This window comes from Nocardiopsis sp. NRRL B-16309 (assembly GCF_001279585.1).
Classification (GTDB): Bacteria; Actinomycetota; Actinomycetes; order Streptosporangiales; family Streptosporangiaceae; genus Nocardiopsis.
The window spans coordinates 1-26,726 of sequence record NZ_LGEC01000103.1; the positions used below are offsets into that span (position 1 = coordinate 1).

Here is a 26,726-nt window from a genome sequence, read left to right on the forward strand (position 1 = left end):
GGCGGCTGGTACACGTCCGTGGGCGGGGGCGCTTCCCTCTCCTCGTCCTCCTCGTCGGAGTCCTGCACCGCGAACAGGAATATGAGGAGGACGATCCAGACCCCGAGGCCCAACAGTCGGCGGAGGGATTCGCTCATGGAGGAGGGATACCCTCCTTCTCGCCCCCGGACCGCGGGACGGGCGTCCTGCCGTGGCCGGTACGGGACAGGTCTGCCTCATGTCGTCGGCAGGGAGTAGCGGAGCTTCTCCTTCGCGCGGGCGCCCAGGCGGTCGTAGAAGCGCGCCGCGTCCGTGTTCCACACCGGGGTCTGCCACTGCACCTCGTCGAGGCCGCGGCGGCGGGCCTCCGCTACGACCGCGTCCACCAGCCGGGCGCCGAGCCCCTGTCCGCGGGTGCCGTCCCGGAGGAAGAGGCAGTCCATGCTCAGGTACTCGCGGCCCGCCCAGGTGGAAAACTCCGGGGAGCACGTCGCGTAGCCGACGACCTCGCCCCCGGCGGACTCCGCGACCAGGCACGCGAGCCGGGGCTCGGGGGTGTCGAACAGCAGGGCCCCCAGACGCTCGGCGAGGTCGGGCGCGGGCGGCGGCGCCTTCTCGTAGGCGGCGTGCTCGGCGGCGAGCGCGGCGACGCGGGGCAGGTCCTCGCGCCGTGCGGCCCGGACTCTCGGGGCGGGGCTCATCGGACTCCGCCCTCCAGGGTGTCGGCCTCCCACGCGGCGAGCCGGTCGGCGATCCCGCCCCGGGCGTCCAGGACGTGGCGGGTGAACGCGTCGCGTTCGTGGGCCAGGACCGCCGCCTCCCACACGCAGGGGGCCAGGCCGGAGCGCCCCGGCCGGAGCTGTTCGGGCCGCCCGGCCGGGCCTGCGAAGATCGCCAGGTCCGACATGTGGCCCTCGATCCAGCTGTGCACGAGGACGTAGTCGCCGTCCCCGCCCGCGTGCACGATGAGGACCGCGAGTCCGAGCGAGCCCCGTGCGCTCCCCAGCCCCAGGTGCGCCTCGGCGACGCGCAGCGCCTCGGCCTCCACCTTGGCGCTCACCAGGCGGCGCGGCGCCTCCAGGGCGTAGGTCTTGACCAGGTGGCCGCCGAGCTCTCTGGTCCCCAGGGCGCGGGACGTACGTGCGTGGTGCTGCTCGGCCAGGGCGAGCAGTGCCCCTGTGTCGACACCTTCGGGGGTCTGTCCGGTTTCTCCGTTTTCGCTCACCGGGACAGTATGCGCCGTGGGACGGCCGCCACGCCTCCGTGAGGGCCCGGAGGCAGTCCCGGGCACCAGTTCGACGATCGCGTCCAGGTCCGGCGGCGACCGCCACGTCCCCGCGACGAGCGTCCACTCGCCGCGGGCGCCGAGTACCGGGTGTCCGGCGGGCCGTGGGGAAGCACGGCCCGCCGGGCACCACCGGGGGTCCGGCTAGCCGACGATCGGCACGTCCGCGCCGCCGCGCACCAGCACCGGGACCCGCTCCAGGGGCGCCTCCAACATGATCTCCGTCCCGCCGGCGTGGACCGCGCCCGACCACGGATCGACCCAGGTGGAACCCTCCGGCAGGTACACCCTGCGCGACCGCGCCCCGTACTCGGCCACCGGGGCGACGAGCACGTCCGGGCCGAACAGGAACGCGTCCTCGGCCTCCCAGGCGCGCGGGTCCTCCGGGAAGTCCACGAACAGCGGCCGCATCGGCGGCAGACCGCTCTCGTGGGCGGCGCGCATCTGCTCCATGACGTAGGGGCGCAGGCGCTCGCGGAGGAAGAGCATGTCCCGCAGCAGCGGGTAGACCTCCTCCCCGTAGGACCACACCTCGTTGGGGCCGCCCGACATGTCCGGGTGCAGCGCGTCGACGAACGGCTCCCGGAACCCGTGCAGCCGGAACAGCGGGCAGAACACCCCGTACTGGAACCAGCGCACCAGCAGTTCCCGGTACTCCGGGGACTCCTGGTCGCCCCCGTGGAAGCCGCCGATGTCGGTGGTCCACCACGGGATGCCGGACATGGCGACGTTCAGTCCGGCGCGGATCTGCGTGCGCAGGGAGTCGAAGGTGGCGGGGATGTCGCCCGACCACAGGGCCGCGCCGTGGCGCTGGCTGCCCGCCCAGGCCGACCGGCACAGGGTGATGACCTCGGACTCCCCCGCCGCGAGCATGCCCTCGTGGAAGCCGCGCGCGTGCTCGGCCGGGTAGATGTTGCCCACCTCGGTCCCCGGACCGGCGTGGTAGCGCAGGTTCTCCGGGTGGCCGGGCTTGAGCTCCGGCTCGCACGCGTCCAGCCACCACACCCGGATGCCCAGGTCGAGGTAGTTGCGCCGCACCTTGTCCCACACGTACGCGCGCGCGTCGGGGTTGGTGGGGTCGTAGAACGACACCTGGACGTGGGCGTCGACCCCCTTGTCCGCCCAGTCGGCGTGGACCGGCGGCCCCTGCTCGGTGGCCACGAGGTAGCCGCGCGCCAGCATCTCGTCGTAGTTCTCGCTCAGCGGGCTGACCGAGGGCCACACGGACACCATCAGCTCCACGCCCATCTCGCGCAGCTCGTCCACCATGGCCTTGGGGTCGGGCCACTCGGCGGGGTCGAACTTCCAGTCGCCCAGATGGGTCCAGTGGAAGAAGTCGCTGACGATGACCGAGAGCGGCAGGCCGCGCCGCTTGTACTCGCGGGCCACCTCCATGAGTTCGTCCTGCGTCTTGTAGCGCAGGCGGCACTGCCAGAAGCCCGACGCGAACTCGGGCAGCTCGGGGGCGTGGCCGGTGGCGTCGGCGTAGTTCGACATGATCGCGGCCGGGCCGCCGCCCGCGGTGACCCAGTAGTCGATCTGGCGGGCGCTGTCGCTGACCCAGCGGGTCCCGTTGCCGGCCAGCTCCACCCTGCCGGTGGCCGGGCTGTTCCACAGCAGCCCGTAGCCGCGCGAGGAGACCATGAAGGGGATGGTGACCTCCGCGTTGCGCTGCACGAGGTCGACGACGGCGCCCTTCTGGTCGAACAGCCCGTGGGTGTGCTGCCCGAGCCCGAACAGCTTCTCGCCGTCGTAGGCGCGGAAGCGCTGCTCGATGCGGTAGTAGCCGTGGCCGGTGGAGGTGTAGGCGCGGGGGCCGGGCCACCAGAAGTGGGCGCGCTCCTCGGCGAGCAGTTCGTCGCCGGAGGCGTCCAGGAAGCGGAGCAGTCCGGCGTCGTCGATCTCCAGGGTGAGGGCGCCGTTGGCGAGGACGGCGCGGCCCGCCTCGATCGTGACCGTCGCTGTGGCCGGCTCCCGTGGCTCGACCAGGGCGCCGGGCAGGTCCTCGCGCAGGACCGACAGCCCCGCGCGGACGCGGATGCCGTCGGGGCCCCACGCCTGGGCGCGTACGACCTGGTGGCTGCCGCGCCACTCGATGCCGTCCTCGATCTCGTTGAACACGCGTCGTCCTTCCGGTTGGGGGGTGGTGTTGTCGAAGCGCTTCGACAACGGGGTGTGGGGTCGGGCGGGTCGTCGTGCGTAGGGGGCGGGTGTCAGGAGCGCGGTGCGGTGCTTCCGGTGCGCGGTGCGGTGCTTCCGGCAGGGGTCAGGCGCGGCTCCAGGAGCGTGACGCCGGGACCGCCGACACCGTCGATCTTGTCCATGAGCAGCTGCACGGCCCGGGAGCCCACGGCCTCGGCGGGCAGGTCGACCGAGGTGAGCGGCGGGACGACGGGGGCGGGCGGGCCGATGACGGCCACCGACAGCTCCGGGGGTGTGCGGCCCAGTTCCTGGAAGGCGTCCAGCAGCGGGGCGACCGAGGGCTCGTTGTGGACGATGAGGCCGGTCAGGGCGGGGCGGTCGCGCACGAGTCCGGCGGCGACCTCGCGCGCGGTGTCGGGGGAACAGGGGTGCAGGGTGGCGCGCACGCCGCGTTCGCGGGCGGCGGCCTCGTATCCGGTGACGGTGCGCTCGGCGAACCCGGTGCGCCGCTCGTAGACCGAGGGCGGCTGGCCGACGAAGGCGATGTCGGTGTGCCCGAGGTCGGCGAGATGGTGCACGCAGGCGGCGCCGGCGGCGGCGAAGTCGAGGTCCACGCAGGTCAGGCCCTCGACGTCCTCGGGGACGCCGATGAGCACGGACGGCAGGTCCAGTGAGCGCAGCACGGGCACGCGGGCGTCGTCGGCCTCCACGTCCATGACGATGACGCCGTCGACCATGGCGCTTCCCGCGACCCGGCGCAGCCCGTCGGGGCCCTCGCCCTGGGTCAGCAGCAGGACGTCGTGGTCGTGGGTGCGGGCGGACGTGGTCACCGAGACGGCGAAGCGCATGGCGACCGGGACGTGGACGTCCTCGCGCAGGGGGATGACGAGGGCGATGACGTTGCTGCGGCGGCTTGCGAGGGAGCGCGCGCCCGCGTGCGGCTGGTAGCCGAGGGCGTCGATGCTCTCGCGGACGCGGCGCCGGGTGGTCTCGGAGATCGACCTCTTGCCGCTGAGGACATAGGAGACCGTGCTCGGAGACACGCCCGCGTGCTTGGCCACGTCGGAGATCCGCACCGTGCCATCCCCTCCGTGATCGAATCGATTCGATGCGATGTTACGCACGACACCATGCTCGCGCAACGCCCCCGGGCCGTCCACTGGCCGCGAGCGGCCAGGGCATCGACCTGCCCGGGAAGGGACGCTAGGGTCTGACCCGCACCCCCGCGGCCCGGGACCGGGCGGACCGGCCTCCGCCCGCCCCGCTTCCCACCAGGAGCCCCATGCCCGACAGCAGCGTCCACCTACCGTCACTCATCGGCACGATCCTGCCCTTGCTCGCCGGCGCCGGGGTCGTGATCGGCGCGTTCGCCGCGCCGTCCGGGCGCAGGGGGCTGACCGGCGCCGCGGGCGGGCTCATCCTGGTCTCCTCGATCGGCTTCCTCATCCTGACGCTCGCGTACTCCCCCCTCCAGGAGATGCTCTCGGGCCCCTTCGGCGGCCGTACCGTCTGGATCATCCTCGACGCGGTCGACTTCGTGTGCCTCGCGCTCTTCGACACCGGGCTCGTCCTGCTCGTGATCGCCGCCACCCGCCGCCTCGCCGAGCCGCGGCCCACCCGTCCGCCGCACGCTCCCGTCGGGCCGTACCAGCCCGGCCCCTCCCAGCGCTGATCCCGACACCGGAGCCCATCATGATCTCGCTCGTCTTCTCCCTCCTGCTCTCGGGCGTCGCGCTCATCGCCGTGGGCGCCATCGCGCTCATCCGGGCGGGCCGCGCCCCGAGCGGCAGGGGGCTGGTCTTCACCAGCGGCGTGCTCTTCGTCCTGCTCGGCCTGGTCTCGATCGGCTGGATCGTCTACGTGCGGTTCTTCGCCTTCCCGATGCTGGACATGGACGCCGTGGCCCCTCCGAGCCTCATGCCGCCCTGGGCCGCGTCGACCTACCACGTCGGCACCCGGCTGGGCCTGCTGGTCGCGATCGTCCTGCTGGTGTTCGGCGTGCTGAGCGCGCGCGGCAAGCAGTCCGCCGCCCAGGGGGCGCCGGTGCACGGCGGACCGCAGGGGTACGGGCCACAGCCGGGCCAGGCGCCGGGCGGCCAGGGCTACGCCGGGCAGCAGGGCGCGCCCCAGCAGCAGTACCCGGGCGCGCAGCCGCCCCAGCAGCAGTACTCGGGCCCCGGTGGACCCCGGCAGCACCCGCAGAACGACCCCACCGGGCCCCAGCACCCCTATCAGCAGCAGCCGCAAAATCCTCAGCAGCACCGCTCCCAGGGGCAGTCGCAACCTCCTGGCGCGCCCCAACAGCCCACGCAGGCCCAGCAGCACCGCCCGCAGGGGCAGCCGCAGCGTCCTGGCGCGCCCCAACAGCCCCCTCAGACTCAGCAGCCGCGTCCGGGCGGCCACCAGCGCCCGCCCCAGCCGCCCGGGAGCGGACCGCAGCGCCCGCCCCAGAGCTGACCACGTCCACGCCGCGCCGCACCGGAACTTCCGGTGCGGCGCGCTCGTCCCCGCCCCTAGTGCTGTTCCAGGAACGCGATCACGGTCTCGGCCAGGGCGCTCCGGGCGGCCGGGGCGTCGATCCGGGCCGTCCCATCACCGAACTGGTCGCCGTAGGCCCCGAACTGGGCGTGGTTCATCCCGTCGATCTCCACTGTGACGGCGTCCTCGGGCAGGTGTCCCCGGTTCGCGTCGATCGCCGCCGGATCGGACAGCCCGTCCTCGCTCCCGGACACCGAGAGCACAGCGAGGTCGTTCCGGTCGGCCAGCCCGGCGCCCTCGGTGGCGTAGGAGCCCCACAGCACCACTCCGGCCACGGGGAACGCCGGTTCGCCTCCGGCGTGGGCGGCGGCCATGGCCCCGCCCAGCGAGTGCCCTCCCAGGTACCAGCGCCGCACGCCCGCACCGTGCTCGGCCACGGCGGCGTCGGCGCGGTCCGGGTCCAGGACCGCCAGGTGCAGCGGCATCCGAGGGATCACGACCGTGGCTCCGGTGGCCTCGACGACGGGCGCCCACGAGGCCGCGTAAGCCTCGGCCTCCACCCGGGCGCCGGGATAGAACACCACCCCGGTACCGGAGGCGGTGCCCTCGGGCTCCAGGACGACGGCGTCGTCGGCGGCCCCGATCCGCACGCCCGGCAGGGCACTGGCCTGGGCCAGGGGCTGCGCCTCGGCCCGGTGGGGGGTCAGCACCCACACCGCGGCCCCGGTGGCGGCGAGCACGAGGAGGGCGACGCCGACCGCGACGATCGCGACGACCGCACGGCGGCGTCCGGAACCTCGGCTCACCGGCACGCCCCCGTTCCGCCAGCGGTGCGTGGGTCGGCGGCGGTCCGAAGCGGGGCGCCTGTGGTACCTCGTGAGTTCAGCACGGATACCAAGATACTTTCTCGTGGGAGCTTTCTGTCGGCGCATCCCCGGCACGTCCTCCGCCTCCGTGTCCCGTGGGCGACGAGGGGGGCGGGGACGGGTCGGGCAACCGGGCGCGCACCGGCCACCACCAGGCGAGACGTCAAGCCTGTCCTCAGACGGGGCGGGTGTGGAACAGCGAGTAGCGCCACATCAGCAGGCGGCGCACGCGGGAGCCCGGAAGGACCTCGGCGGCGGTCGCGCGGATCTCGCGCAGCCCCATCTCGGGCTCGCGCATCGGCATCGGGTTGGCGCTCGTCTCCCCCGTCCCCACCTCGGGTGTGCCCGTCAGGAAGCGGCCGGCGCGCAGTCCGAGGCCGATCGCCCACTGCGGGCCCAGCGCGGCCAGGCTCGCGGCGAGGTCGGCCGCGTCCTCCTCCCGGTACAGGCCGAGCACCGCCAGGGTGCCGCCGGGCGCGAGGGCGCCCGCCAGGTGTTCCAGGGCAGGGCCGAACGGCATGTGGTGCAGGCTCGCGATGGCGCTGACGAACGCGTAGCCCGCCGGGTCCAGCTCGGCCTCGGCCAGCGGCGCCGCCTGGTAGCGCACGGGCAGACGCGTCGGCGTGCGCGCACGGGCGAGCGCGATCATGTCGGCCGACGCGTCCACCGCGTCCACCTCCAGCCCACGCTCCGCCAGCCTCCGGGCGAAGCGCCCGTCACCGCACCCGACATCGAGGGCGGAGCGCGTGCGAAGCGCGTCCGCCGAGGATGGAGCCCCTCCGCCTCCCGCGCAGCGCCCCCGAGGGGCGCTGCTGGGCGACGGGTGGGCGGTGGCGCGCTGGGCGGGGATCCGGCGGAGGAGGTGGTCGTGGTAGTGGCTGTTGTGGTCCCAGGAGACGTCGATGGGACTCTGGGGAAGGAACCGGTTCATAGTGCCGAAGGGCCGGAGTACGACGTAGGTGCAGCGAGGGCGCCGACGGGGTTCTGGCGGCCCGGAGGTGCGCTCCCGAGGAACGGGGGAGTGCACCGGAAGGGCCGAGGGTTCCCGTACTCAGGGCGCCCGCGCTATCCGGCCTGGCGCTTGGCCTCCAGCGCGTCCATCGCCGCGACGGCGGTGGCCACGGTCTGGTGGACCGGGACCTGTCGGTGCAGGCCGACCAGGCGGACGACCTTGGTGACGCGTTCGTTGAGCGCGGCCAACGCCAGGGAACCGTGCAGCTCACGCACGGTGCGGTAGGCGTTGATGACGACGTTCAGACCGCTCGAATCCATGAAGTCCAGTTCGGACAGGTCCAGGATCAGCCACGGTCCGTGGTCGTCGATCGCGGACTGGATGTGTTCCTGGAGGTCGGCGGCGGTCGCGATGTCGAGTTCTCCCACGATCGCGACGATCACGCTGTGGCTTTCGACCCGCGTGCTCAGCCCAAGCCTGTGCACGTTCACTCCTCCCGGCCCCACGTTGTGATGGTGAGGGGTCCCTTCGGTTCACCATACGCAGACCGACGAACGGCGGCCACCGGTCCGGCTGCACTCCCACAGTGCCGGACCTTTGAGGAGAGGGCTCGCGTTCGAGGGTCAGGTCAGTCGTTGGACACACACGGTATAAGCGAACTGCCCGCGAGGAAATGGCATCGCGAAAGAAAATTTCGCCTCGCAGGCACGAACCCCCTTCGACATGCCCGTTATCGCCCCTTGACGGTGGGTTATTTCACGACATCACGCCCACCAGGAGCGCCTCTTCAACGGTCATCGTGACCATCACCCTCGACACGGTCACCGACCGTGCGCTCCTCCCCCGTGTCGTCACCACGGGTGAAGGCGTCGAGGAGCCGGTCGGCCGCCAGGGTCGCCGTCGTCTCCCCCGAGCGCACGTCCTCCTCCATCCCCGGCGTGAGCCGGCTCACGCGCGGGTCCCGCAGGAAGGAGTCCATCAACCGGTCGCGCACCTGGTCCCACATCCAGCTGACCCGCTGGTCCGCGCGCCGGTCGGCCAGCCCGCCGTCGCCCTCCAACACCTTGCGGTGCTCGCCGACGGCGTCCCAGACCTCGTCCAGGCCGTCCCCGGTCAGGCCGCTGCAGGTCAGCACGGGCGGACGCCACTGCGGATGCACCGGTTGGAGCAGCCGCAGCGCCCGGGACAGCTCCCGGGCGGCCTTGCGCGCGTCGTCGGCGTGCGGACCGTCGGCCTTGTTCACGGCCACCACGTCCACCAGTTCCAGCACGCCCTTCTTGATGCCCTGGAGCTGGTCCCCGGTCCGCGCGAGCGTCAGGAAGAGGAAGCAGTCCACCATCGCGGCGACCGTCACCTCGGACTGGCCCACCCCCACGGTCTCCACCAGGACCACGTCGAAACCGGCCGCCTCCATCAGCAGCATGGTCTCCCGGGTGGCCCTGGCGACCCCGCCCAGCGTGCCCGCCGTGGGCGAGGGCCGGATGAAGGCGTTGGGATCCACCGCCAGGCGTGCCATCCGGGTCTTGTCCCCCAGGATGCTCCCGCCCGTGCGCGTCGAGGACGGGTCCACCGCCAGCACCGCCACCCGGTGCCCGGCCTCGGTCAGCCGGGTGCCCAGGGTGTCGATGAACGTCGACTTGCCCACGCCGGGAACGCCCGTGATCCCGACCCGGCGCGCGTTCCCGGTGTGCGGCAGCAACCGCACCAACAGCTCCTGCGCGGCCCGCGCGTGGTCGGCCCGACGGGACTCCACCAGCGTGATGGCCCGGGCCAGGGTGGGCCGGTGACCGGCCAGGACGCCCTCGGCCAGGGCGTCCACGTCCACCGGCCGCCCGCGTCGGCGTCCCGGGGTCACTCGCTCACTCCCCCTCCTGCGGTCCGTCTCCGGCCAGGCGCTCCTCCAGCTGGTCCAGCAGGCCCAGCGCGGCCTCGGCGATCACCGTGCCGGGCGGGAAGATCGCCGAGGCGCCCGCCTGCCGCAGCGCCTCGAAGTCGGCCGGCGGGATGACGCCGCCCACCACGATCATGATGTCCGCGCGGCCCAGCGCCGCCAGCTCCTCGCGCAGCGCCGGCACCAGGGTCAGGTGGCCCGCCGCCAGCGACGACACCCCGACCACGTGCACGTCGGACTCCACCGCCTGGGCCGCGACCTCGGCCGGGGTCTGGAACAGCGGCCCCACGTCCACGTCGAACCCGAGGTCGGCGAACGCGGTCGCGATCACCTTCTGCCCGCGGTCGTGGCCGTCCTGGCCCATCTTCGCGACCAGGATGCGCGGTCGGCGCCCCTCGGCCTCGGCGAAGTCGTCCACGCGGGCGATCACCCGCTCCATCATGCCCGCCGCGTCCTTGCTGCCGGACGCCTCGTCCTTGTACACGCCCTGAATCGTACGGACCTGGCCGGCGTGCCGGTCGAAGACCTTCTCCATCGCGTCGGAGATCTCCCCCACCGTCGCCATGGCGCGCGCCGCGTCGACCGCCGCGGCCAGCAGGTTGTTGGTCAGGGACGCGTCGGCGGTGGACTCGCCCGCCGCGGCGGCCGAGAGCGCGTCGAGCGCCGCCCGCACCCGGTCCTCGTCCCGTTCGGCGCGCAGCCGCGCCAGCTTCTCCAGCTGCTCGGCGCGCACCCGCGAGTTGTCGACCTTGAGCACGTCGATCTCGTCGTGGGTGTCGGGGCGGTACTTGTTGACCCCGATCACCGGCTGGCGGCCGGAGTCGATGCGCGCCTGCGTGCGCGCCGCCGCCTCCTCGATGCGCATCTTGGGCAGGCCCGCGTCGATCGCGGCGGCCATCCCGCCCGCCTTCTCCACCTCCTGGATGTGCCCCCACGCCCTGGCCGCCAGCTCCTCGGTGAGCCGCTCCACGTAGAAGCTGCCGCCCCACGGGTCGGCCACCCGGGTGGTCCCGGACTCCTGCTGCAGCAGCAGCTGCGTGTTGCGGGCGATCCGCGCGGAGAAGTCGGTGGGCAGCGCCAGCGCCTCGTCCAGGGCGTTGGTGTGCAGCGACTGCGTGTGGCCCTGGGTGGCGGCCATGGCCTCCACGCAGGTACGGGCCACGTTGTTGAACACGTCCTGGGCGGTCAGCGACCACCCCGAGGTCTGGGAGTGGGTCCGCAGGCTCAGCGACTTGTCCTTCTCCGCCCCCAGGTCCTTGACCAGGCGCGCCCACAGCAGCCGGGCCGCGCGCAGCTTGGCGACCTCCATGAAGAAGTTCATGCCGATCGCCCAGAAGAACGACAGGCGCGGCGCGAACACGTCCACGTCCAGCCCGGACCGCTGGCCCGCGCGGATGTACTCGACCCCGTCGGCCAGGGTGTACGCCAGCTCCAGGTCGGCCGTGGCCCCGGCCTCCTGCATGTGGTAGCCGGAGATCGAGATCGAGTTGAACCGCGGCATCCGCTGCGAGGTGTAGGCGAAGATGTCGGAGATGATCCGCATCGAGGGGCCCGGCGGATAGATGTAGGTGTTGCGGACCATGAACTCCTTGAGGATGTCGTTCTGGATGGTCCCCGACAGCTTCTCGGGGGGTACACCCTGCTCCTCGGCGGCGACGATGTACAGCGCCAGGACCGGCAGCACCGCGCCGTTCATGGTCATCGACACGCTCATCCGGTCCAACGGGATGCCGTCGAACAGCTGGCGCATGTCGTAGATGGAGTCGATGGCCACCCCGGCCATGCCGACGTCGCCCGCCACCCGGGGGTGGTCGGAGTCGTAGCCGCGGTGGGTGGCCAGGTCGAAGGCGACCGACAGGCCCTTCTGGCCCGCGGCGAGGTTGCGCCGGTAGAAGGCGTTGGACTCCTGGGCGGTGGAGAACCCGGCGTACTGGCGGATCGTCCAGGGCTGGTTGACGTACATGGTCGGGTAGGGGCCGCGCAGGTAGGGCGGCACCCCCGGCAGTCCGTCGACGAAGTCCAGGCCCTCGCGGTCGGCGGCGGTGTAGAGCGGGCGCACGCCGATGCCCTCGGGTGTCTCCCACTCCAGGGCGTCGACCGCCTTGCCGGTGTCCGCCTCCACGGCGGCCCGCCAGTCGGCCGCCGCGCCCGCGGTGTCCGCTGTGTCCGCGGTGTCCGCGGTGTCCGCTGCGGTGGCGGGCGCGGGCGGACGGGCCTCGACGGTGGAGAAGTCCGGGATCCGGTCCTGCGTCATGAGCTCGCCCTCTCGGTGGGTCCAGAAGGGTCGGCGCCGGGGGCGTCCGAGGGCGGTGGTCCGGCTCCCGTGGAACCCCCCTGGGCGGTGGCGGGCGACGGGCGGGAGGCCGCGCCGGAGGCGTCCGTTGAGGGCGGTAGCCCAGCCCCCGTGGAACCCCCCTGGGCGGTGACGGGCGACGGGTGGGAGGGGTCGGTGAGCATCACGTCCGCCAGGTCGGTGAGCAGGGCGACGGCGTCGCACCCGCGGTGGGCGAAGGCGTCCACCCCGGCCTCCCGGTAGGAGTCGCTGGGCGCTCCCGCCAGCAGCACCCGACGGGCCCCGGCCCCCTTGAGCGCGCGGGCCGCGGCCTCGGCCTCCTCGGCGTAGACCGCGTCGGAGGAACAGATCACCGCGATCCGGCTGCCCGAGGCGGCGAAGGCCTCCGCCGCCGCGGCGGCGCCCTCCAGCGGCCCCGGCTCGTGCACGGCGATGCCCCCGGCGGCCAGCAGGTTGGTGGCGAACGAGGCCCGTGCGGTGTGCGCCGCGACCGGGCCCAGCGTGGCCAGGAAGACGGTCGGGCGGTGGCCGGTGTCGCCCGCCTGGGCGTCGGCCCGGTCGCGCAGCTCCTCGAAGTCCTGGGCGTAGCGCCGCACGGGGAACCCGGCGGAGGGCCGGTGCGCCGGGTCGGCGGAGCGCACCAGCGGGATCTCGTCCAGGTGCGGGAACTCGCTCACGCCGGTCAGCGGGGCGCGGCGGTGCGCCAGGTCCCGGCGGCGCCGCTCCCACACCCCGTCCACCCGATCGGCCAGCAGCCCGGAGCCGATCGCGTCGGCCGCGCCGCCGGCGCCCTCCAGCTCCTGGAAGAACGCCCAGCCCGCCCGGTACAGGTCCCCGGTCAGCGACTCGACGTAGAAGGACCCCCCGGCCGGGTCGATGACCTGCGCCAGGTGCGACTCCTCCACCAGCAGCGACTGGGTGTTGCGGGCGATCCGGCGGGCGAAGTCGTCGGGCAGGCCCACCGCGGAGTCGAAGGGGGCGACGGTGACCGCGTCCGCGCCGCCCACCCCGGCGGCGAAGCACGCCACGGTGGTCCGCAGCATGTTCACGTGCGGGTCCCGCCGGGTCATCATCGCCGCGGAGGTGGCGGCGTGCAGGCGCATCGCCCGGTGCTCGGCCGCGACACCGCAGGTGGCCAGCACCTGGTTCCACATGCCGCGCACCGCGCGCAGCTTGGCGATCACGGAGAACTGGTCGGCGTTGGCGGCCAGCCGGAACTCGATGCGGCGGGCGGCGTCGGCCAGGTCCAGCCCGGCCTCGTGCAGGGCGCGCAGGTAGGCGGTGCCGGCGGCGACGGCGAAGCCGATCTCCTGGGCCTCGGAACCGCCCGCGTCGTGGACCAGGGTGCCGTCGGCGAAGACGAGGCCGAGCCCGGGGCGGTCGGCGGCGTGCTCGACCGCGAAGCGGACGGGGTCGGCCGCCTCGGGCCGCGTGCCCGCACGGGCCGCGGTGGTGAGGGGGTCGATCCCCAGGTGGGAGATGACCCGCCCGTCGGGGACCCCGGCGTCGGCGTGCGCGGTGAGCAGGGCCCGGGCCGCCTCGGCGTAGTCCGGGCCGGCGTCCAGGACGACGGGGGCCAGGTCGAGGTGGACGTCGGCCAGGGCCTTGCCCAGCGCGGAGGCGGGCAGCCCGCGCACGGCCGCCCCAGTGGCCTCGGGCGCCCGCGGGGCGGCGCCCACGGCGATCCACAGCGAGGACACGCCGTTCATCAGGTCGTCGTGCAGGCGGCGGCGCAGGGTCGCGGGGTCGGCGTCGGTGTGCCGGGCGCGGATGTCCCAGCCGTCGCGGGCGTGCCCGCCGGGCCGGTAGCCGCGGACGAAGGGGGCCTGGCCGGGCAGCCCGGGGTCGGCGGCGGGCGCCTGCCCGGTGTAGAGCGGCGCGATGTCGAAGCCGTCGTAGGTGGGCGTGGACAGGACGGCCTCGGGCGCGTGCGCGAGCCGTTCCTCGGCGACCCCGCTCTTGCGCAGTACACCGGCCACGAGTCCGCGCCACTGTTCGTACGAGGCCTCGGGGAATCCCTCGGCCCAGTTGGGACCGGCCGCGGCTCCGCCGGCCCCGCTCTCGGAAACGTCCATACTTCGAGATGGTAGAGAATCACGTTCGGCTCCGGGGCGCCGGGGTGCCGTGCTTCACACGGTGCCGACCCGCCCTTGACCCGCGATCGACCGAGCCGAAATGAGCGTGCGCGGGCGCTGTTCCAGCCGCCGTCGGCGCCGGTACGAACACTTTCGACAGTTGGCCACATGAGGTGACCTGAGTCACATCAACCTCAGAACCGCAACCAAACGAGCACTTCAGGACACTCACGCAGGAGAGCCGCACACGCTCGCGCGGCACTGACCCCCGCTCGCTCGGACCTGAGGACGTTGACCTGATGACGAATCCCGCCCGCACACGACGCATCGCCCTCGGTCTGGCCGCCGCCGGCTCCGCCCTGGCCCTGGCCGCCTGTTCCGGCGCGGAGGAGCCCCCGGCGACCGACGCCCCCGACCCCGTCGAGGAGGTCGTCGAGGAGGAGACCGCGGAGGCCGCCACCGAGGACTTCAACCAGGGCCCCATCCCGGACGCCGAGCCCGAACTGGACGTGTCCGGGCTCCCGCCCGAGCCCGCCACGGACGCGCCCCTGGGCGACCGCATCGCCTGGGAGGCCCTGGAGCAGGTCGCCACGTTCGCCAAGGTCAACGACCCGGACGCCACCTACGAGTGCCCCGAGATCGCCGGTGAGGAGGGCGAGTCGGCCACCTGCACGGTGACCTTCCTCGGCGAGCCGTTCGAGTACACGATCACCATCGAGTCCTCCGGCATCCTCATCAACTACCAGGCGGAGCTGCACGACGGTCCGCTCATCCGCGAGGTCGTCGAGGACTCCCTCCGTGCGAGCGAGAACACCGAATACGTCCTCTGCGACATGGACGCCGACCTCGTCCGCGGCGAGACCGACACCGACGCCCCCTTCACCTGCCAGTCCTTGGACGAGGAGTCCGGCACCGTCAGCGAGCACACCCTGAGCATCTCGATGTACGGAGCCTTCAGCTTCTTCCCGGTCTGATCCCCAGAGCGACGACGGCCCCGCCCCGGCGGGGCCGTTCGCGTTCCGGGAAGTGCCCGTGCGTCCACGGGTGCGGCACCGCCGACGAGCACGTGCCGGGCGGCACTCCGCCGAACACGCTGGTGGTGGGGGCGGGAGCGCGCCCCGGTCGGCTCGTGGAGGCGCGAGGGCGCCGATCAGCTCTCGCCCTCCGAGGGCTCCTCGGAGGGATCCGCCGAAGGGTCGGTGTCCTCGTCCTCGTCGCCCGCGCCGTCCTCGTCCTCGGTGTCGTCCTGCGGAGGCGGCCCGTACACGAAGCGCTGCCGGTCCCGCACGAGGACGGCGTGCCCGCTCCCGGTGACCGCCTCCACGTAGGACGTGAGGTCGTCGCTCACCGTGTCCATGGTGAGGGCGTCGAGCACCAGCTGCTCGTCGCGGCCGTCGTTGGTGCGGATGTCGCCGTAGAACAGGCCGTCGTGGGCGAAGGCCAGTGAGATGGAGACGTCGTCGTCCTCCAGGCTCCACAGGACCTCGCCGGTGGCCGTGTCCACCGCGATCGCCGTCGCCTCACCGCTGGCCTGGGGCAGCATCAGCGTGCCGGTGGCGGCGTCGTGGAGGCTGCCGGTGAGCCCGGCCGGGTCGAACGGGTGGCCGACCGGGTTGGTGCCCGGTTCGCGCAGCGTCCACAGCAGGTCGCCGCTGTCGGCGTCGTGGGCGGAGAGCGTCGAGGGGGACTCGGCCAGGGCCCAGCGCAGCAGGACGACCTGGTCGGTGTCGGACGCGGCGTCGGCGTCGGACCCGGGGGCGGAGTCGGAGGCGGACCGCTCCCCGTCCTCCTCGGCGGCGTCCTCGCCGTCGCCGGAAGCCTCGTCCTCGGCATCGCCGGACTCGGAGTCGCCGGGCTCGGAGTCGCCGGGCTCGGAGTCGCCGGGCTCGGAGTCGCCGGGCTCGGAGTCGCCGGACTCCGAGTCGCCGGGCTCGGAGTCGCCGTCCGCATCGCCGGAATCCTCGGAGCCGTCCTCGTCGGCGTCCTCGGCCGCCGGGTAGACACCGACCACCTGGGGCGCTGGAAGCGGGCCGGAGGCCGACAGCCCGAGGTCCTCGTCGGCGCCGGAGACCGACCACAGCTCGTCGCCCGTGGAGTCGGGGTCCAGCGACCGGGCCTGGAGTCCGGCACCGCCGTCGGAGAGCAGGAGCAGGTCCTCGCGGGCCGCGACGGGCACCCCGGTTCCGGCGGCCTCGTCGGCCGGGTCCGCGTCCTCGTCGCCCTCCGCGTCCTCGGACGTGGCCTCCTCGGACGGATCGTCCCCGGGGTCGTCCTCCCCCGCGCCGCCGTCCGCGAACTCGTACTCCCACAGCACGTCGCCGCCGGTGTCGAGCACCGTGTACTCGCCGTGGGGCTCGTCGAACCCCCACTCGTCGGGGTAGCGCACCGCGACGCCGTCGAGGTAGGTGTCGCCCGCCTCCTCCGGGGACCACACGCGTTCGCCGCGGGCGTCCAGGACGAAGGGGACGTCGTCGGTGCCCGCCATGAGCAGGACCCGCTCGCCGTCCCCGTCCTCGGCGAACCCCCCGAAGCGCGCCTCGCCCTCCCAGAGGGTGGCGCCGGTGGCGGCGTCGCTCAGCAGGTGTCGGTCCTCACCGTCGGAACTGATGAGGAAGGCCGCCTCGACGGGGCTGATCCGCACCCCGAGGGGGTCGTCGAGCAGGTCGGGGGCCTCGGCGCCGTCACCGTGCAGGTAGCGCAGGACCTCGCCCTCGATCCCCGGGGGCGGGTCGCCCTCGAACGCGGTGGGGAGAGGGGCCGGTTCGTCCTCCGGCCGGGGCTCCGGGGCCTCCGTGTCGCCGGTGCAACCGACGACCAGCAGCACCACGAGGCCACAGGTGAACGCCTGGGGCACTCCTGGGCTGCGCATGGACGGTGACTCCCCGCGAACGACGACGTTTACGGCAAATCCTAAGCGGCGGGGGGAGGCGGGGATACACGTCCCACCACTCGTTACGCATGTGTAAACGTCGTCGCCCGCCGGTTCACGGCTCCACTTCGACCACCGTGGTACCCCGGACCTGGTGTTCGGCCCGTCCCCCGGTGATCTCGGCCAGTCGGACCTCGAAGTCGGGAAGGTCGGCCTCGGCCAGCACGACCTCGATGCGGACCCGGTCCTCGTAGGCGACCTCGCGCACGGTCACCTCGGAACCGCGCAGGTCGCTCTCCAGGCGCCCGCCCAGCACGTAGTCCGCGAAGACGTCCACGACGAGCAGTTCCCGGCGCTCCAGCACACCGACCTCGTCCACGGCGGCGGAGACGGCGCTGCCGTAGGCGCGGATGAGTCCGCCCGCACCGAGCTTGACGCCGCCGAAGTAGCGGGTCACCACGGCGACCGTGTCGGTCAGCCGCCGGTGCCGCAGCACCTCCAGCATGGGCACCCCGGCGGTCCCGCCGGGCTCGCCGTCGTCGCTGGAGCGCTGGACCCCGCCGTCGTCGCCGAGGACGTAGGCGGTGCAGTTGTGGTTGGCGCTCCAGTGCTCCTTGCGGCGTTCGGCGATGAAGGCCCGCGCGGCCTCCTCGTCGCCCACCCGGGCCAGCGCGCAGATGAACCTGGAGCGCCTGATCTCCAACTCGTGCTCGCCATCGCGTCTGATCGTTCGCATGTCGCCTGTTCGGCAGGGGTCGTGGTCCCCGCCAGTCTCCCACCGCCCGACCTGTCGGAGCCGCCCGGGCCCGAGCGGGCGAGAAGACTCGGGGCGTGCTCGTACTTCGGTTGCGCGAATCACGATGACAATGGTCCGCGCATGCCGCCGGGGCCGGAGAAAACCACCCTTGTGGGACACGCGACGCGGAAGGTCGGAAAACACCCGAGCGCCGCGTCGGAGAGCACAGGTTCAGGTCGGTGTTTCCACCTGCTCTCCCCTGTCCGAACTCGGCGGTACGGATAGCCGGTGGTTTCCCTGATTCGTCTTCACCGGCAGGACACCATAGTGAAACACGAGGCGAATAGAACACCCATCACGTTCCCTTCCCCCCAGGGTCAACGGGTGGGCCTCACCCTTTGTCTCCTTACCCCCCGCAAAGAAGGAAACGACGTGCGAACGAAGAAAACCCCCTCCCCTGAAGGTTCCGATTCCGTCCTCCTGCCGCTGGCCACCCGCGTGGCCTCCCGCACCGCTCTGGCCGTCGCCATGGCCGCCGGCCTGACCCTCGGCGCGGTCGCCCCCGCCTCGGCCGACAGCCCCTACGAGCGCGGCCCGGACCCCACCACCTCCAGCATCGAGGCCTCCAGCGGCCCCTTCGACGTCGACGAGGACTCCGTCTCCTCCTGGTACGTCAGCGGCTTCGGTGGCGGCACCATCTACTACCCGGAGGACGACAGCCAGACCTACGGCGGTGTGGTCATCGCCCCTGGCTACACCGAGTCCTCCTCCGCCATGGCGTGGCTGGGCGAGTACCTGGCCTCGCACGGGTTCGTCGCCTTCAACATCGACACCAACTCCCGCTACGACCAGCCCGACAGCCGCGGCCGCCAGATCGAGGCCGCGCTGGACTACCTGGCCGAGGACAGCGACGTGTCCGACCTGGTCGACCCGGACCGCCTCGCCGCCATGGGCCACTCCATGGGCGGCGGCGGCACCCTCGCCGCGGCCGAGGACCGCCCCGAACTGAAGGCGGCCATCCCGCTCACCCCCTGGCACTCCGACAAGACCTGGGGCGGCGTCACCGTCCCCACCATGATCATCGGAGCCGAGAACGACACCATCGCGCCGAACTCCTCCCACTCCATCCCCTTCTACAACAGCCTGAGCTACAGCACCGAGCGGGCCTACGTGGAGCTGGACGGCGAGGGCCACCTCGTCACCAGCAGCCGCAACACCGAGCTCGCGAGCAACAGCGTCTCCTGGCTGAAGGTGTTCGTGGACGAGGACGACCGCTACGAGCAGTTCCTCTGCCCCGCGCCCAGCACCGGCTGGGGATCGCCGTACTCCGACTACCGCGACTCCTGCCCCTATATCTGATGCGGGAGCACGTGACCGACGGGTGACCTTTCAGAGGTGACAAAGTGGCGGGCACCACGCGGCCCGGGTCGACCAGCAGGCCGGCACGCGCCCCGCCACTTCCGCATGCCTGACAACGCGGCGGACGAACCATTCTCATCGCGCGCAGCCGAAACACGAGCACGTCCCGGGCCTTCTCGCCCTCGTCGCGGACGGCAGCGGAGCTGACGCGGGACGCGCCATTTCATGGCCACATGCGGAAGGAATCGGACGCACCGGACATTCTCGACAACGGCCCGTGGAGGGAACGCGGACTCGGCATCGGATCATGCCGACACATGCCGGACGCCACGCCCACGCCTCCCACCACCCACGCCTCCCACCATTCTCCGCGTTCGGCTCCAGATCGATCCGGGCGGTGGGCGGCAGCGGCCCGAGCCCGGAACTCGTGCGCGGAGCCGGGCGGTGAACGGCCGCCGCTCCGGGGCACACCGGCCCCGGGGCGGCGGCGCGCGGCCGACTCCCGTCAGAGTCCGAAGACCCACAGCACGGTCGTGTACATCGTCAGCATGATGAACACCACCGCGAGGATGTTGAGCAGGGCGCCCGCCCTGACCATCTGGCCGATCCGGACGTGGCCCGTACCGAAGACGATCGCGTTGGGCGGCGTGGCGACCGGCAGCATGAACGCCATTGTGGCGGCCAGGGCCACCGGCACGACCAGCGTCATGACCGGCAGGTCCAGGCCCAGGGCGACGCCCGCCATCACCGGCACGAAGATCGAGGCGGTGGCGGTGTTGCTGGTGAGCTCGGTGAGCAGCAGCACCAGTGCCGTGACGATGAGGATGAACACCCATCCCGGCACCCCGGCCATCCCGCCGACCACGTCGCCGATCCACAGGCTCAGGCCGCTCGACCCGAACTGGGCGGACAGGCTCAGCCCGCCGCCGAACAGCAGCAGCACGCCCCACGGCAGCTTGACGGCGGTCTCCCAGTCGATGGCCCGGACGCCCCGCGCGTTGTCGACGGGGATGAGGAACAGCACGACCGCGGCGGCGATCGCGATCCCGCCGTCGGAGATGTCGGACAGCCAGGGCAGCGCCGCGCCGACGGTCGCGCTGTCCGCGAGCAGCGGGACGGTGATCCACGCCAGGGCGGTCAGGACGAACACCACGAGCACCGTCCACTCGCCGCGCGAGAGCGGCCCCATGTCCCGCAGCTCCTGGCGGATGTGGGCGCGCGCCTGCCCGATGCCGCCCGGGGTGGGCGGGTACACGACCCTGGTGAGCACCAGCCAGCAGACGACGAGGAAGACCGCGGCCAGCGGGGCGCCGACGACCATCCACTCGCCGAAGCCCACGTCGATGCCGTGCTCGGCCGACAGGTACCCCGCCATGAAGGCGTTGGGCGGCGTCCCGATGAGCGTGGACACCGACCCGATGGAGGCCGCGTAGGCGATGCCCAGCATCAGCGCCGTGGCGAAGTTGGCGTCCGTCCGGCCGTTCCTGAGCTGGGTGACCAGTCCGATGACGGCCACACCGATGGGGAGCATCATCATGGTCGTCGCCGTGTTCGACACCCACATGCTCAGGATCCCGGTCGCGAGCATGAACCCGCCGATGACCGTGACCGGCCCCGTGCCGACGGCGCCGATGATCGCGAGCGCGAAGCGTCTGTGCAGGTTCCACCGCTGCATGGCCAGGGCGATGATGAACCCGCCCATGAACAGGAAGATGATCTGGTTGGCGTAGGGGGCGGTGACGTCCCCGATCTCGGTGTCCGCCAGGAGCGCCGGGAACAGGACGAGGGGGAGCAGCGCCGTGGCGGCCAGGGGGAGGGCCTCGGTCATCCACCACACGGCCATGACGGTGGCCACGGCGGCGACCATCGCGGCGTTCGAGGACGGATCGCCCTCCGGGACCATGGTCCCGTCGGCGTCGACGGGCAGGTTGACCGCCGGCATGAGGAGGTAAACGACCAGACCCGCCGCCACGCCGACGACGACGCCGGCCATCTTGCGGAGGACGGTCGACCGCGCCTCACCGGCGTCGGGGGCGTGCGCGGGAGGCGGACTCTCGATGGGACCGGGAGAGTGATCGGTGCTCACGGATCATCCTTTCGATGTGACCTGTGCTACATCTTCTCCGCTCCCTCCGCACCCAACCGCACCGCGGTGCGGGCCTTCCGGCCGCTCGGCGCGGGGCGGCCGGGCGGCCGGTAGCGCGGCCGCGGCGGAGCGCCCGCCACTCCACTCCCGGGCGACCGCGCGGGCACCCCGGAGGCGGGCCCGCGCACAATGGGGGCATGGACCACGCCTCGATCGACGCCGCGCACGCCGCCCACACCCTCGCCGACCCGCTGCGGCGCCGGTTCTACGAGTACGTGGCCGCCGCGGACGGCGACGTCAGCCGGGGGGAGGCCGCGGACGCGCTCGGCGTCCAGCGCACCCTCGCCGCGCACCACCTGGACAAACTCGCCGAGGCGGGACTGCTGGAGGTCACCCGGCGCAAGGTGAACGGCCGCGAGGGCCCTGGCTCGGGCCGCCCGGCCAAGCTGTACCGGCGCGCGGACCGCGAGCTGTCGCTGCACCTGCCGCCCCGCGACTACGAGCTGGCCGCGCGCGTCCTCGCCGAGGCGGTCGAGCGGCACGGCGCGGAGGAGGCACTGCACGCCGCCGCCCGCGAGGAGGGCCGCCGGATCGGCGCGGCGGCGGACCCCGACGCCGCCCTCCCCGACCTCCTGCGCGAGCGCGGCTACGAGCCGGAGCCCGCGGGCGGGGCGCTCCGGCTGCGCAACTGCCCGTTCCACTCCCTGGCCCGGGCCTTCCCGCCGCTGGCCTGCGGCCTGAACCTCGAACTCCTGCGGGGCGTGTTGGAGGGCCGCGGCGAGGACGGGGCACGGGCCCGGATGGACCCGGCCGAGGGGCGCTGCTGCGTGACGGTTTCCAAAAACAATGAAGATTGACTTAGAAGCCCCCACTGTGGTGTGCTCGGGTCCATGAGCGCATCGACCCCCGCATCCGCGTCCGCCCCCGACCCCGCGACGGCCCCCTCCCCCGCCGGCTCCCCCGACTCCGGCACCGCTCCCGGCGCCGCGCCCGCCCACCACCTCGCGCAGATCAACCTCGGCCTGCTCAAGGCCCCGCTCGACGACCCCTCCATGAAGGGCTTCACCGACCAGCTGGAACCCGTCAACGCGCTCGCCGACCGCTCCCCCGGCTTCGTGTGGCGACTGATCGAACAGGGCGGGAGCGACGCCACCGGACTCCGCCCGTTCGGCCCGAACACCATCATCAACTTCTCGGTCTGGCGGGACGTGGAGACGCTGTGGGACTTCACGTACCGCACCGACCACCTCGATCTGCTCCGCCGGCGGCGCACGTGGTTCGAGCGGATGGACGGGGTGCTGGTGGCGCTGTGGTGGATTCCCGCCGGTACGATCCCCACTGTCGAGGAGGCCGGAAGGAAGCTCGACCTGGTGCGTGAGATCGGCCCCTCCCCCGAGGCCTTCACCCTCCGTACCCCCTTCCCGCCCCCGGCGAGCCACCCTCAGCACGCATAGTTATCCCTCGGGTGCCTTGGGTAACGTTGCGGGCAAGACAGCGACCACACCGGGAGACCCGTCATGCGTACGACCACGCTCACCGTCGGCTTGGCCCTGACCGCGATACTCGCCACGGGATGCGCGCAGGCGGAGACCCCCGAGGAAGAGACCGCGGCCCCCACCGAACAGTCGGTCCAGCCGACCACCTCGCCGGAAGTGACGGCCTCCATCTTCATGGAGTGGAGTGAGGGCGCGGGAGCCGTCACCTACGACGAGACCGCCGTGCCGGTGGGCGCCACCGCCGACGTCCAGGTCCGTGAGGGGGACGGGCGGACCAGCGTCCAGTTCACCGGTACCGGGCTGGAGGGCGACCGCGAGTTCGGCGCCCACGTGCACACCCGGCCGTGCGGCGAGGAGCCGTCCGACGCCGGGCCGCACTACCAGAACGAGGCCGACCCCGCCGCCACCGAGGACGAGCCGTCCTCGGACCCCGCCTACGCCAACCCCGAGAACGAGCTGTGGCTGGACTTCACCACCGACGCCGACGGCAACGCCGTCTCCACGGCCACGGTCGACTGGACGTTCCGCGAGGGCGAGGCGCGCTCGCTGGTCCTGCACGAACAGCACACCAGCACCGAGCACGGCGAGGCGGGCACGGCGGGCGACCGCGTGGCGTGCGTCACCGTCGAGTTCTGATCCGGGACCGCTCCGCCGCCGCCCCCGGGACTCAGTCGGGCAGGATCCGGCGCAGGACGAGCCGTTCACCCAGGGCCCAGGCGGTCGAGGTCAGCAGGTACAGGACCGCGGCCAGCGGCACGAACACGGCCACCACGACCGTGGTGAACTGCAGGTAGGTCAGCACGTCCGGAACCGGCGGCCGTCCCTCGGCGGCCGCCGCGTTGGCACGCGCCATCGGCAGCACGAGGTAGCGGCGGTGGGCCCACGCCACCAGCGCGATCAGTCCCACCAGCACCACGAACACCGGTGCCACCAGGAATCCGTCGGCGCCGCCCAGCATCGTGGCGCCCAGTTCGACACCGGCGAAGGTGTGCGTCAGCAACGGCTCGTCGGCTCCCCCGGCCCCGATGAACACCCCGTACAGCGCGATGACCACGGGCATCTGGAGCAGAGCGGGCATGCACCCGGCCAGGGGCGAGGTACCGGCCTCCTCGTAGGCCCTGCGCTGTTCGGCGACCAGCCGCCGCGGGTCGTCGCGGTGCTCGGCGGTGAGTGCGGCCAGGCGCGGGGCGATCCGCGCCCGCGCCTTCTCGGCGCGCACCTGTGCCACGCCCAGCGGTACGAGCACGAGGCGCACGGCGACGGTCAGGAGGACCACCGCGAGCCCGAACGACAGGCCGGCGGTGAAGGGTGTGAGCCAGGCGGCGAGGCCCGACAGGATCGTGGAGAGCAGGGAAACGGCGGCCGCGATCGGCCCGAAGCTGTACAAGGTGAGGCCCTTCGTCCGAGGTGGGAACAGACGTCGGGCCGCCCGGACCGCGCGCGCACGAAGGCACGCGGGCACACACGGAGAAACGGAAGTGCGTTCGGTCGGCGGGCGGCCACGAGGGCGCGTTCGATGGATACTCACCCTGCTACGCGTCGCCGCAGGGGCGCTCTCGCAGCGTTCTCCTCAGCCGACGGGGGAACCACCCCGGTTCCTGCTTCGGCCTTGCGAGAGCACCACTGACTACACCGCTCGCGACGGGCGGCACCCACGGGACGCGCCCTAGGCCACACCTGGTGCCCGGGGGCGGGGTCGGCCCGCCGCGTCGGGGTCGCACAGGGTGAGGACGGGCAGCCGCCGGGACCTGCGGCGCATCGCGTGCGCCGTCCCGGTCGCGGTGTCGCCGGTGGGCAGGCCGCGGGCTCCGAAGAGCACCGTCCAGGCCAGCGCCGCACCGATGGCGAGCACCAGCAGTCCGAGGGACGAGGGCGAGGCCACCAGTTCGGTGGGAAGGGTGCCCAGCAGGAGGAACTCGGCGAACGCCAGCAGCAGCGTCACGTCGGCCCCCTCTCGTCCCGTTCCGCCCGATCCTAGCCGCCGCTCCGGCGCCCGACAACGCACCCTCGTCCGGAGAAATCCGCCGACACTCCGTCGGCCCTCCTCACCTTTCACGCCGACCTGTAGCTAAATGACACAGAGTAATCAACTCCGTGCTCTCCGGGATCTGTCGTGTCCGGACGAGGACGGCGGAAGAGGGGAACCCCGTGCCGATTCGCCCTGCCAACCTCGCGACCATGTCCGCCACGATCGCCGGAGCGATCTCCGGCCTGTCGCGCAAGGGGGACGAGACCGCCACGGTTCGGGTCACCTTCGAGTCCGGCCACCAGCAGACGCTGAACAACGGCGGCTGCCGCCCGCTGGAGACCGGCCAGGGCGGCGTCACCGAGGTCGCCACCGAGGCCAGGATCAAGTTCGCGCTCTTCGCGGGCACCAGCTGCCAGGGCAGCCGCGCCCTCGCCTCGGGCCACGGGACCGTGTCCTTCGCCGACCCGGTCCTGGCCGGAGCGATCGTCATCGGCTGACCGCCCGGGGGGCGGGGTCAGCGGCGGGTTCGGCGCAACCACCCGGCCGAACGGACCGAGCGCCCGGGGAGGCGGTCGGTGCGCCGGCCGTCCCGGACGGTGAACTCGCCCGACACCAGGACGTGCTCGATGCCCACCGGGGCGCGGCGCGGTTCCTCGTAGGTGGCGCCCGCCGCGACCGTGTCGGGGTCGAAGACCACCAGGTCGGCGATCGCCCCGAGGTGGACGGCTCCGCGGTCGGTCAGTCCCAGGCGGCGCGCGGGCCGGGAGGTGAGGTGCCGCACGCACTCCTCCAGGGTCAGGACGCCCAGCTCGCGCACGTAGTGCCCGAGGTAGCGGGGGAACGTGCCCCAGCCGCGCGGGTGCGGCCGGTCGCCGACGAGGATGCCGTCGCTGCCCGCCGTGTGGGAGCTGTGCCGCATGATGGTGCGGATGTTCTCCTCGTTGCCGACCTGGAGCAGGCACCCGCTGCGCAGCTCGTCCGCGACGAGCAGGTCGGCGTAGACCCGGCCGGGCTCCTCCCCGCGGCTCTTCGCGAGGTCGGCGATGGCCGACCCCACCGCCCAGGACAGCGACGGTTCCGCGACTCCGGTGACCACGATCGCCGACCAGTCCATCGGCACGCCGTGGTTGCCGTCGGTCCCCTCGACCTCGATCTCGTGCAGCACCCGCGCACGCGTGGGCCCGTCCCGCAGCCGCTCCAGCGTGGCGGCGGTACCGCCCGCCTGCGCCCAGCCGGGCAGCGGGGCGCCCAGATAGGTGGCGCTGGCCTGGTAGGGGTAGCTGTCCAGGGTGACGTCGAGGCCGTAGCGGACGGTGGCCTCGTCGATGGCGTCGAGCACCTCGGGAGCACGGCCGCGGTTGATCGGGAAGTTGACGTGGCAGTGCGCGAGGTGGAGCGGGACGTGGGCGCGGCGTGCGACGTCCAGGCACTCCTGGTAGGACTCCACGACCCGGGTGCCGTAGTTGCGGTGGTGGGGGCAGTAGTAGCCGCCCCCGGCGCGCACCGGCGCCAGGAGGTCGACGATCTCGTCGTCGGTCGCGTACATCCCGGGCGTGTAGGTGAGCCCCGTGGACAGCCCGTGCGCCCCGTCGGCCATGCCCTCGGCGACCATCGCCCGCATGCGGGCCGCCTCGTCCTCCGTGGGCGGCCGGTCCTGACCGCCCACGACCGCCATGCGCACGTTGCCGTGGGGCACGAGGCAGGCGGCGTTGACCGCGGCACCCCGGTCGACCCGGTCCAGGTACTCGCCGACGCCGCGCCAGGCGTGGTCGAGGTCGGGGGTGCCGTTCCAGCCCGCGATCCGGGTGCGGATCTCGTCCACCGTGTCGTCGGTGACCGGCGCGTAGCCGAGACCGTCCTGGCCGAGCACCTCCAGCGTGACGCCCTGGAGGGTCTTGGCCTCGTGCGCGGGGTCGGCGAGGATCGCGAGGTCGGAGTGGGCGTGCATGTCGATGAAGCCGGGCGCGACGACCAGTCCGCCGACGTCCACGGACTCGCCCGTGCCGCGGGCGTGCCCGGGCGGTGCGATGTGGCTGACGCGGCCGTCCCGCAGGACGAGGTCGGCCCGGCGGGCGGGGCTCCCGGTGCCGTCCACCACGCGGCCGCCGGTGAGTACGGTCTCGGGCTGCACGGTTCCTCCGTTCGGGCCGCGGCCGGCCGGATTCGGTGTGACCCAAGATACGCCGCGGACCGCTCGCCCACAGGGCTTCGTGAACGTCGGGCCCCGATTTCCCGCCCGTCGCCCGCCGA

At 73.0% G+C, this 26,726-nt stretch carries 24 protein-coding genes; 8 read left to right on the forward strand and 16 right to left on the reverse strand.

Annotation, left to right across the window (positions count from 1 at the left end):
* Positions 1-215: 215 nt before the first annotated feature.
* The 4 genes from ADL05_RS23190 to ADL05_RS23205 form a co-directional block, all read right to left on the reverse strand.
* A complete protein-coding gene (locus tag ADL05_RS23190; RefSeq protein ID WP_053619123.1) occupies positions 216-680 on the reverse strand; it encodes a GNAT family N-acetyltransferase in 465 nt (154 codons plus the stop codon).
* Entirely contained in the window at positions 677-1,204 is a 528-nt protein-coding gene (locus ADL05_RS23195; protein ID WP_053619124.1) for a hypothetical protein, read from the reverse strand. Before ADL05_RS23195 ends, ADL05_RS23190 begins: the two co-directional genes overlap by 4 nt.
* A gap of 204 nt (positions 1,205-1,408) precedes the next feature.
* On the reverse strand, positions 1,409-3,385 hold the full coding sequence (locus tag ADL05_RS23200; protein ID WP_053619125.1) for a TIM-barrel domain-containing protein: 1,977 nt from the start codon (positions 3,383-3,385) through the stop codon (positions 1,409-1,411).
* A gap of 92 nt (positions 3,386-3,477) precedes the next feature.
* Entirely contained in the window at positions 3,478-4,482 is a 1,005-nt protein-coding gene (locus ADL05_RS23205) for a LacI family DNA-binding transcriptional regulator (protein WP_053619126.1), read from the reverse strand.
* A 206-nt stretch (positions 4,483-4,688) separates the two neighbouring features.
* Between ADL05_RS23205 and ADL05_RS23210 the strand changes: the two genes are divergently transcribed.
* Together ADL05_RS23210 and ADL05_RS23215 are read left to right on the forward strand one after the other, a co-directional pair.
* Positions 4,689-5,078, forward strand: a complete 390-nt coding sequence (locus ADL05_RS23210) for a hypothetical protein (protein ID WP_053619127.1) — start codon at positions 4,689-4,691, stop codon at positions 5,076-5,078.
* Between the two features lie 20 nt (positions 5,079-5,098).
* Positions 5,099-5,863, forward strand: a complete 765-nt coding sequence (locus ADL05_RS23215; protein ID WP_053619128.1) for a hypothetical protein — start codon at positions 5,099-5,101, stop codon at positions 5,861-5,863.
* Between the two features lie 56 nt (positions 5,864-5,919).
* On the opposite strand, the gene ADL05_RS23220 is transcribed toward ADL05_RS23215, so the two are convergent.
* The 6 genes from ADL05_RS23220 to ADL05_RS23245 all read right to left on the reverse strand — a co-directional run bounded on the left by ADL05_RS23220 (position 5,920) and on the right by ADL05_RS23245 (position 13,961).
* On the reverse strand, positions 5,920-6,690 hold the full coding sequence (locus ADL05_RS23220; protein ID WP_053619303.1) for an alpha/beta hydrolase: 771 nt from the start codon (positions 6,688-6,690) through the stop codon (positions 5,920-5,922).
* 235 nt (positions 6,691-6,925) lie between these two features.
* Positions 6,926-7,681 (reverse strand): bifunctional 2-polyprenyl-6-hydroxyphenol methylase/3-demethylubiquinol 3-O-methyltransferase UbiG, encoded by a 756-nt coding sequence (locus ADL05_RS23225; RefSeq protein WP_231640880.1) that lies wholly within the window; start codon positions 7,679-7,681, stop codon positions 6,926-6,928.
* 134 nt (positions 7,682-7,815) lie between these two features.
* On the reverse strand, positions 7,816-8,187 hold the full coding sequence (locus tag ADL05_RS23230; protein ID WP_053619129.1) for an STAS domain-containing protein: 372 nt from the start codon (positions 8,185-8,187) through the stop codon (positions 7,816-7,818).
* Positions 8,188-8,489: 302 nt separating this feature from the next.
* Positions 8,490-9,557: a methylmalonyl Co-A mutase-associated GTPase MeaB gene (meaB, locus tag ADL05_RS23235; protein ID WP_053619130.1), complete on the reverse strand. Its 1,068-nt coding sequence runs from the start codon at positions 9,555-9,557 to the stop codon at positions 8,490-8,492.
* 4 nt (positions 9,558-9,561) lie between these two features.
* Complete coding sequence (gene scpA, locus ADL05_RS23240; RefSeq protein WP_053619131.1) at positions 9,562-11,847, reverse strand: methylmalonyl-CoA mutase; 2,286 nt, start codon at positions 11,845-11,847, stop codon at positions 9,562-9,564.
* Entirely contained in the window at positions 11,844-13,961 is a 2,118-nt protein-coding gene (locus tag ADL05_RS23245) for a methylmalonyl-CoA mutase family protein (RefSeq protein ID WP_053619132.1), read from the reverse strand. The genes scpA and ADL05_RS23245 overlap by 4 nt, the downstream gene beginning before the upstream one ends.
* A gap of 299 nt (positions 13,962-14,260) precedes the next feature.
* Between ADL05_RS23245 and ADL05_RS23250 the strand changes: the two genes are divergently transcribed.
* On the forward strand, positions 14,261-14,935 hold the full coding sequence (locus tag ADL05_RS23250; protein ID WP_053619133.1) for a hypothetical protein: 675 nt from the start codon (positions 14,261-14,263) through the stop codon (positions 14,933-14,935).
* A 176-nt stretch (positions 14,936-15,111) separates the two neighbouring features.
* Here the strand turns inward: ADL05_RS23250 and ADL05_RS23255 are convergent, their stop codons facing one another.
* Both ADL05_RS23255 and ADL05_RS23260 read right to left on the reverse strand, forming a co-directional pair.
* Positions 15,112-16,830, reverse strand: a complete 1,719-nt coding sequence (locus tag ADL05_RS23255; RefSeq protein ID WP_053619134.1) for a PQQ-binding-like beta-propeller repeat protein — start codon at positions 16,828-16,830, stop codon at positions 15,112-15,114.
* A gap of 115 nt (positions 16,831-16,945) precedes the next feature.
* Positions 16,946-17,566, reverse strand: a complete 621-nt coding sequence (locus ADL05_RS23260) for a YigZ family protein (protein WP_053619135.1) — start codon at positions 17,564-17,566, stop codon at positions 16,946-16,948.
* 432 nt (positions 17,567-17,998) lie between these two features.
* Here ADL05_RS23260 and ADL05_RS23265 point away from each other — a divergent pair, with 432 nt between their 5' ends.
* A complete protein-coding gene (locus ADL05_RS23265) occupies positions 17,999-18,925 on the forward strand; it encodes a serine aminopeptidase domain-containing protein (protein WP_053619136.1) in 927 nt (308 codons plus the stop codon).
* Positions 18,926-19,430: 505 nt separating this feature from the next.
* On the opposite strand, the gene ADL05_RS23270 is transcribed toward ADL05_RS23265, so the two are convergent.
* Positions 19,431-21,011, reverse strand: coding sequence for a DASS family sodium-coupled anion symporter (locus ADL05_RS23270; RefSeq protein WP_231640881.1), 1,581 nt, complete (start codon positions 21,009-21,011; stop codon positions 19,431-19,433).
* Between the two features lie 197 nt (positions 21,012-21,208).
* Here ADL05_RS23270 and ADL05_RS23275 point away from each other — a divergent pair, with 197 nt between their 5' ends.
* The 3 genes from ADL05_RS23275 (at position 21,209) to ADL05_RS23285 (ending at position 23,143) form a co-directional block, all read left to right on the forward strand.
* Positions 21,209-21,868, forward strand: a complete 660-nt coding sequence (locus tag ADL05_RS23275; RefSeq protein ID WP_053619137.1) for a metalloregulator ArsR/SmtB family transcription factor — start codon at positions 21,209-21,211, stop codon at positions 21,866-21,868.
* A gap of 33 nt (positions 21,869-21,901) precedes the next feature.
* Positions 21,902-22,465: a DUF3291 domain-containing protein gene (locus ADL05_RS23280; protein WP_082376834.1), complete on the forward strand. Its 564-nt coding sequence runs from the start codon at positions 21,902-21,904 to the stop codon at positions 22,463-22,465.
* A gap of 63 nt (positions 22,466-22,528) precedes the next feature.
* The gene (locus ADL05_RS23285; RefSeq protein WP_053619138.1) at positions 22,529-23,143 is read left to right on the forward strand and encodes a superoxide dismutase family protein; all 615 of its coding nucleotides are present in this window, start codon (positions 22,529-22,531) and stop codon (positions 23,141-23,143) included.
* Positions 23,144-23,174: 31 nt separating this feature from the next.
* On the opposite strand, the gene ADL05_RS23290 is transcribed toward ADL05_RS23285, so the two are convergent.
* Together ADL05_RS23290 and ADL05_RS23295 are read right to left on the reverse strand one after the other, a co-directional pair.
* Positions 23,175-23,894: a membrane protein insertase YidC gene (locus ADL05_RS23290; protein ID WP_053619139.1), complete on the reverse strand. Its 720-nt coding sequence runs from the start codon at positions 23,892-23,894 to the stop codon at positions 23,175-23,177.
* Between the two features lie 279 nt (positions 23,895-24,173).
* The gene (locus ADL05_RS23295; RefSeq protein WP_053619140.1) at positions 24,174-24,449 is read right to left on the reverse strand and encodes a DUF6412 domain-containing protein; all 276 of its coding nucleotides are present in this window, start codon (positions 24,447-24,449) and stop codon (positions 24,174-24,176) included.
* A 206-nt stretch (positions 24,450-24,655) separates the two neighbouring features.
* On the opposite strand from ADL05_RS23295, the gene ADL05_RS23300 reads away from it, so the two are divergent.
* The gene (locus ADL05_RS23300) at positions 24,656-24,973 is read left to right on the forward strand and encodes a hypothetical protein (protein WP_053619141.1); all 318 of its coding nucleotides are present in this window, start codon (positions 24,656-24,658) and stop codon (positions 24,971-24,973) included.
* Positions 24,974-24,990: 17 nt separating this feature from the next.
* Here the strand turns inward: ADL05_RS23300 and ADL05_RS23305 are convergent, their stop codons facing one another.
* Positions 24,991-26,607: an amidohydrolase family protein gene (locus ADL05_RS23305; RefSeq protein ID WP_053619142.1), complete on the reverse strand. Its 1,617-nt coding sequence runs from the start codon at positions 26,605-26,607 to the stop codon at positions 24,991-24,993.
* Positions 26,608-26,726: the final 119 nt, after the last annotated feature.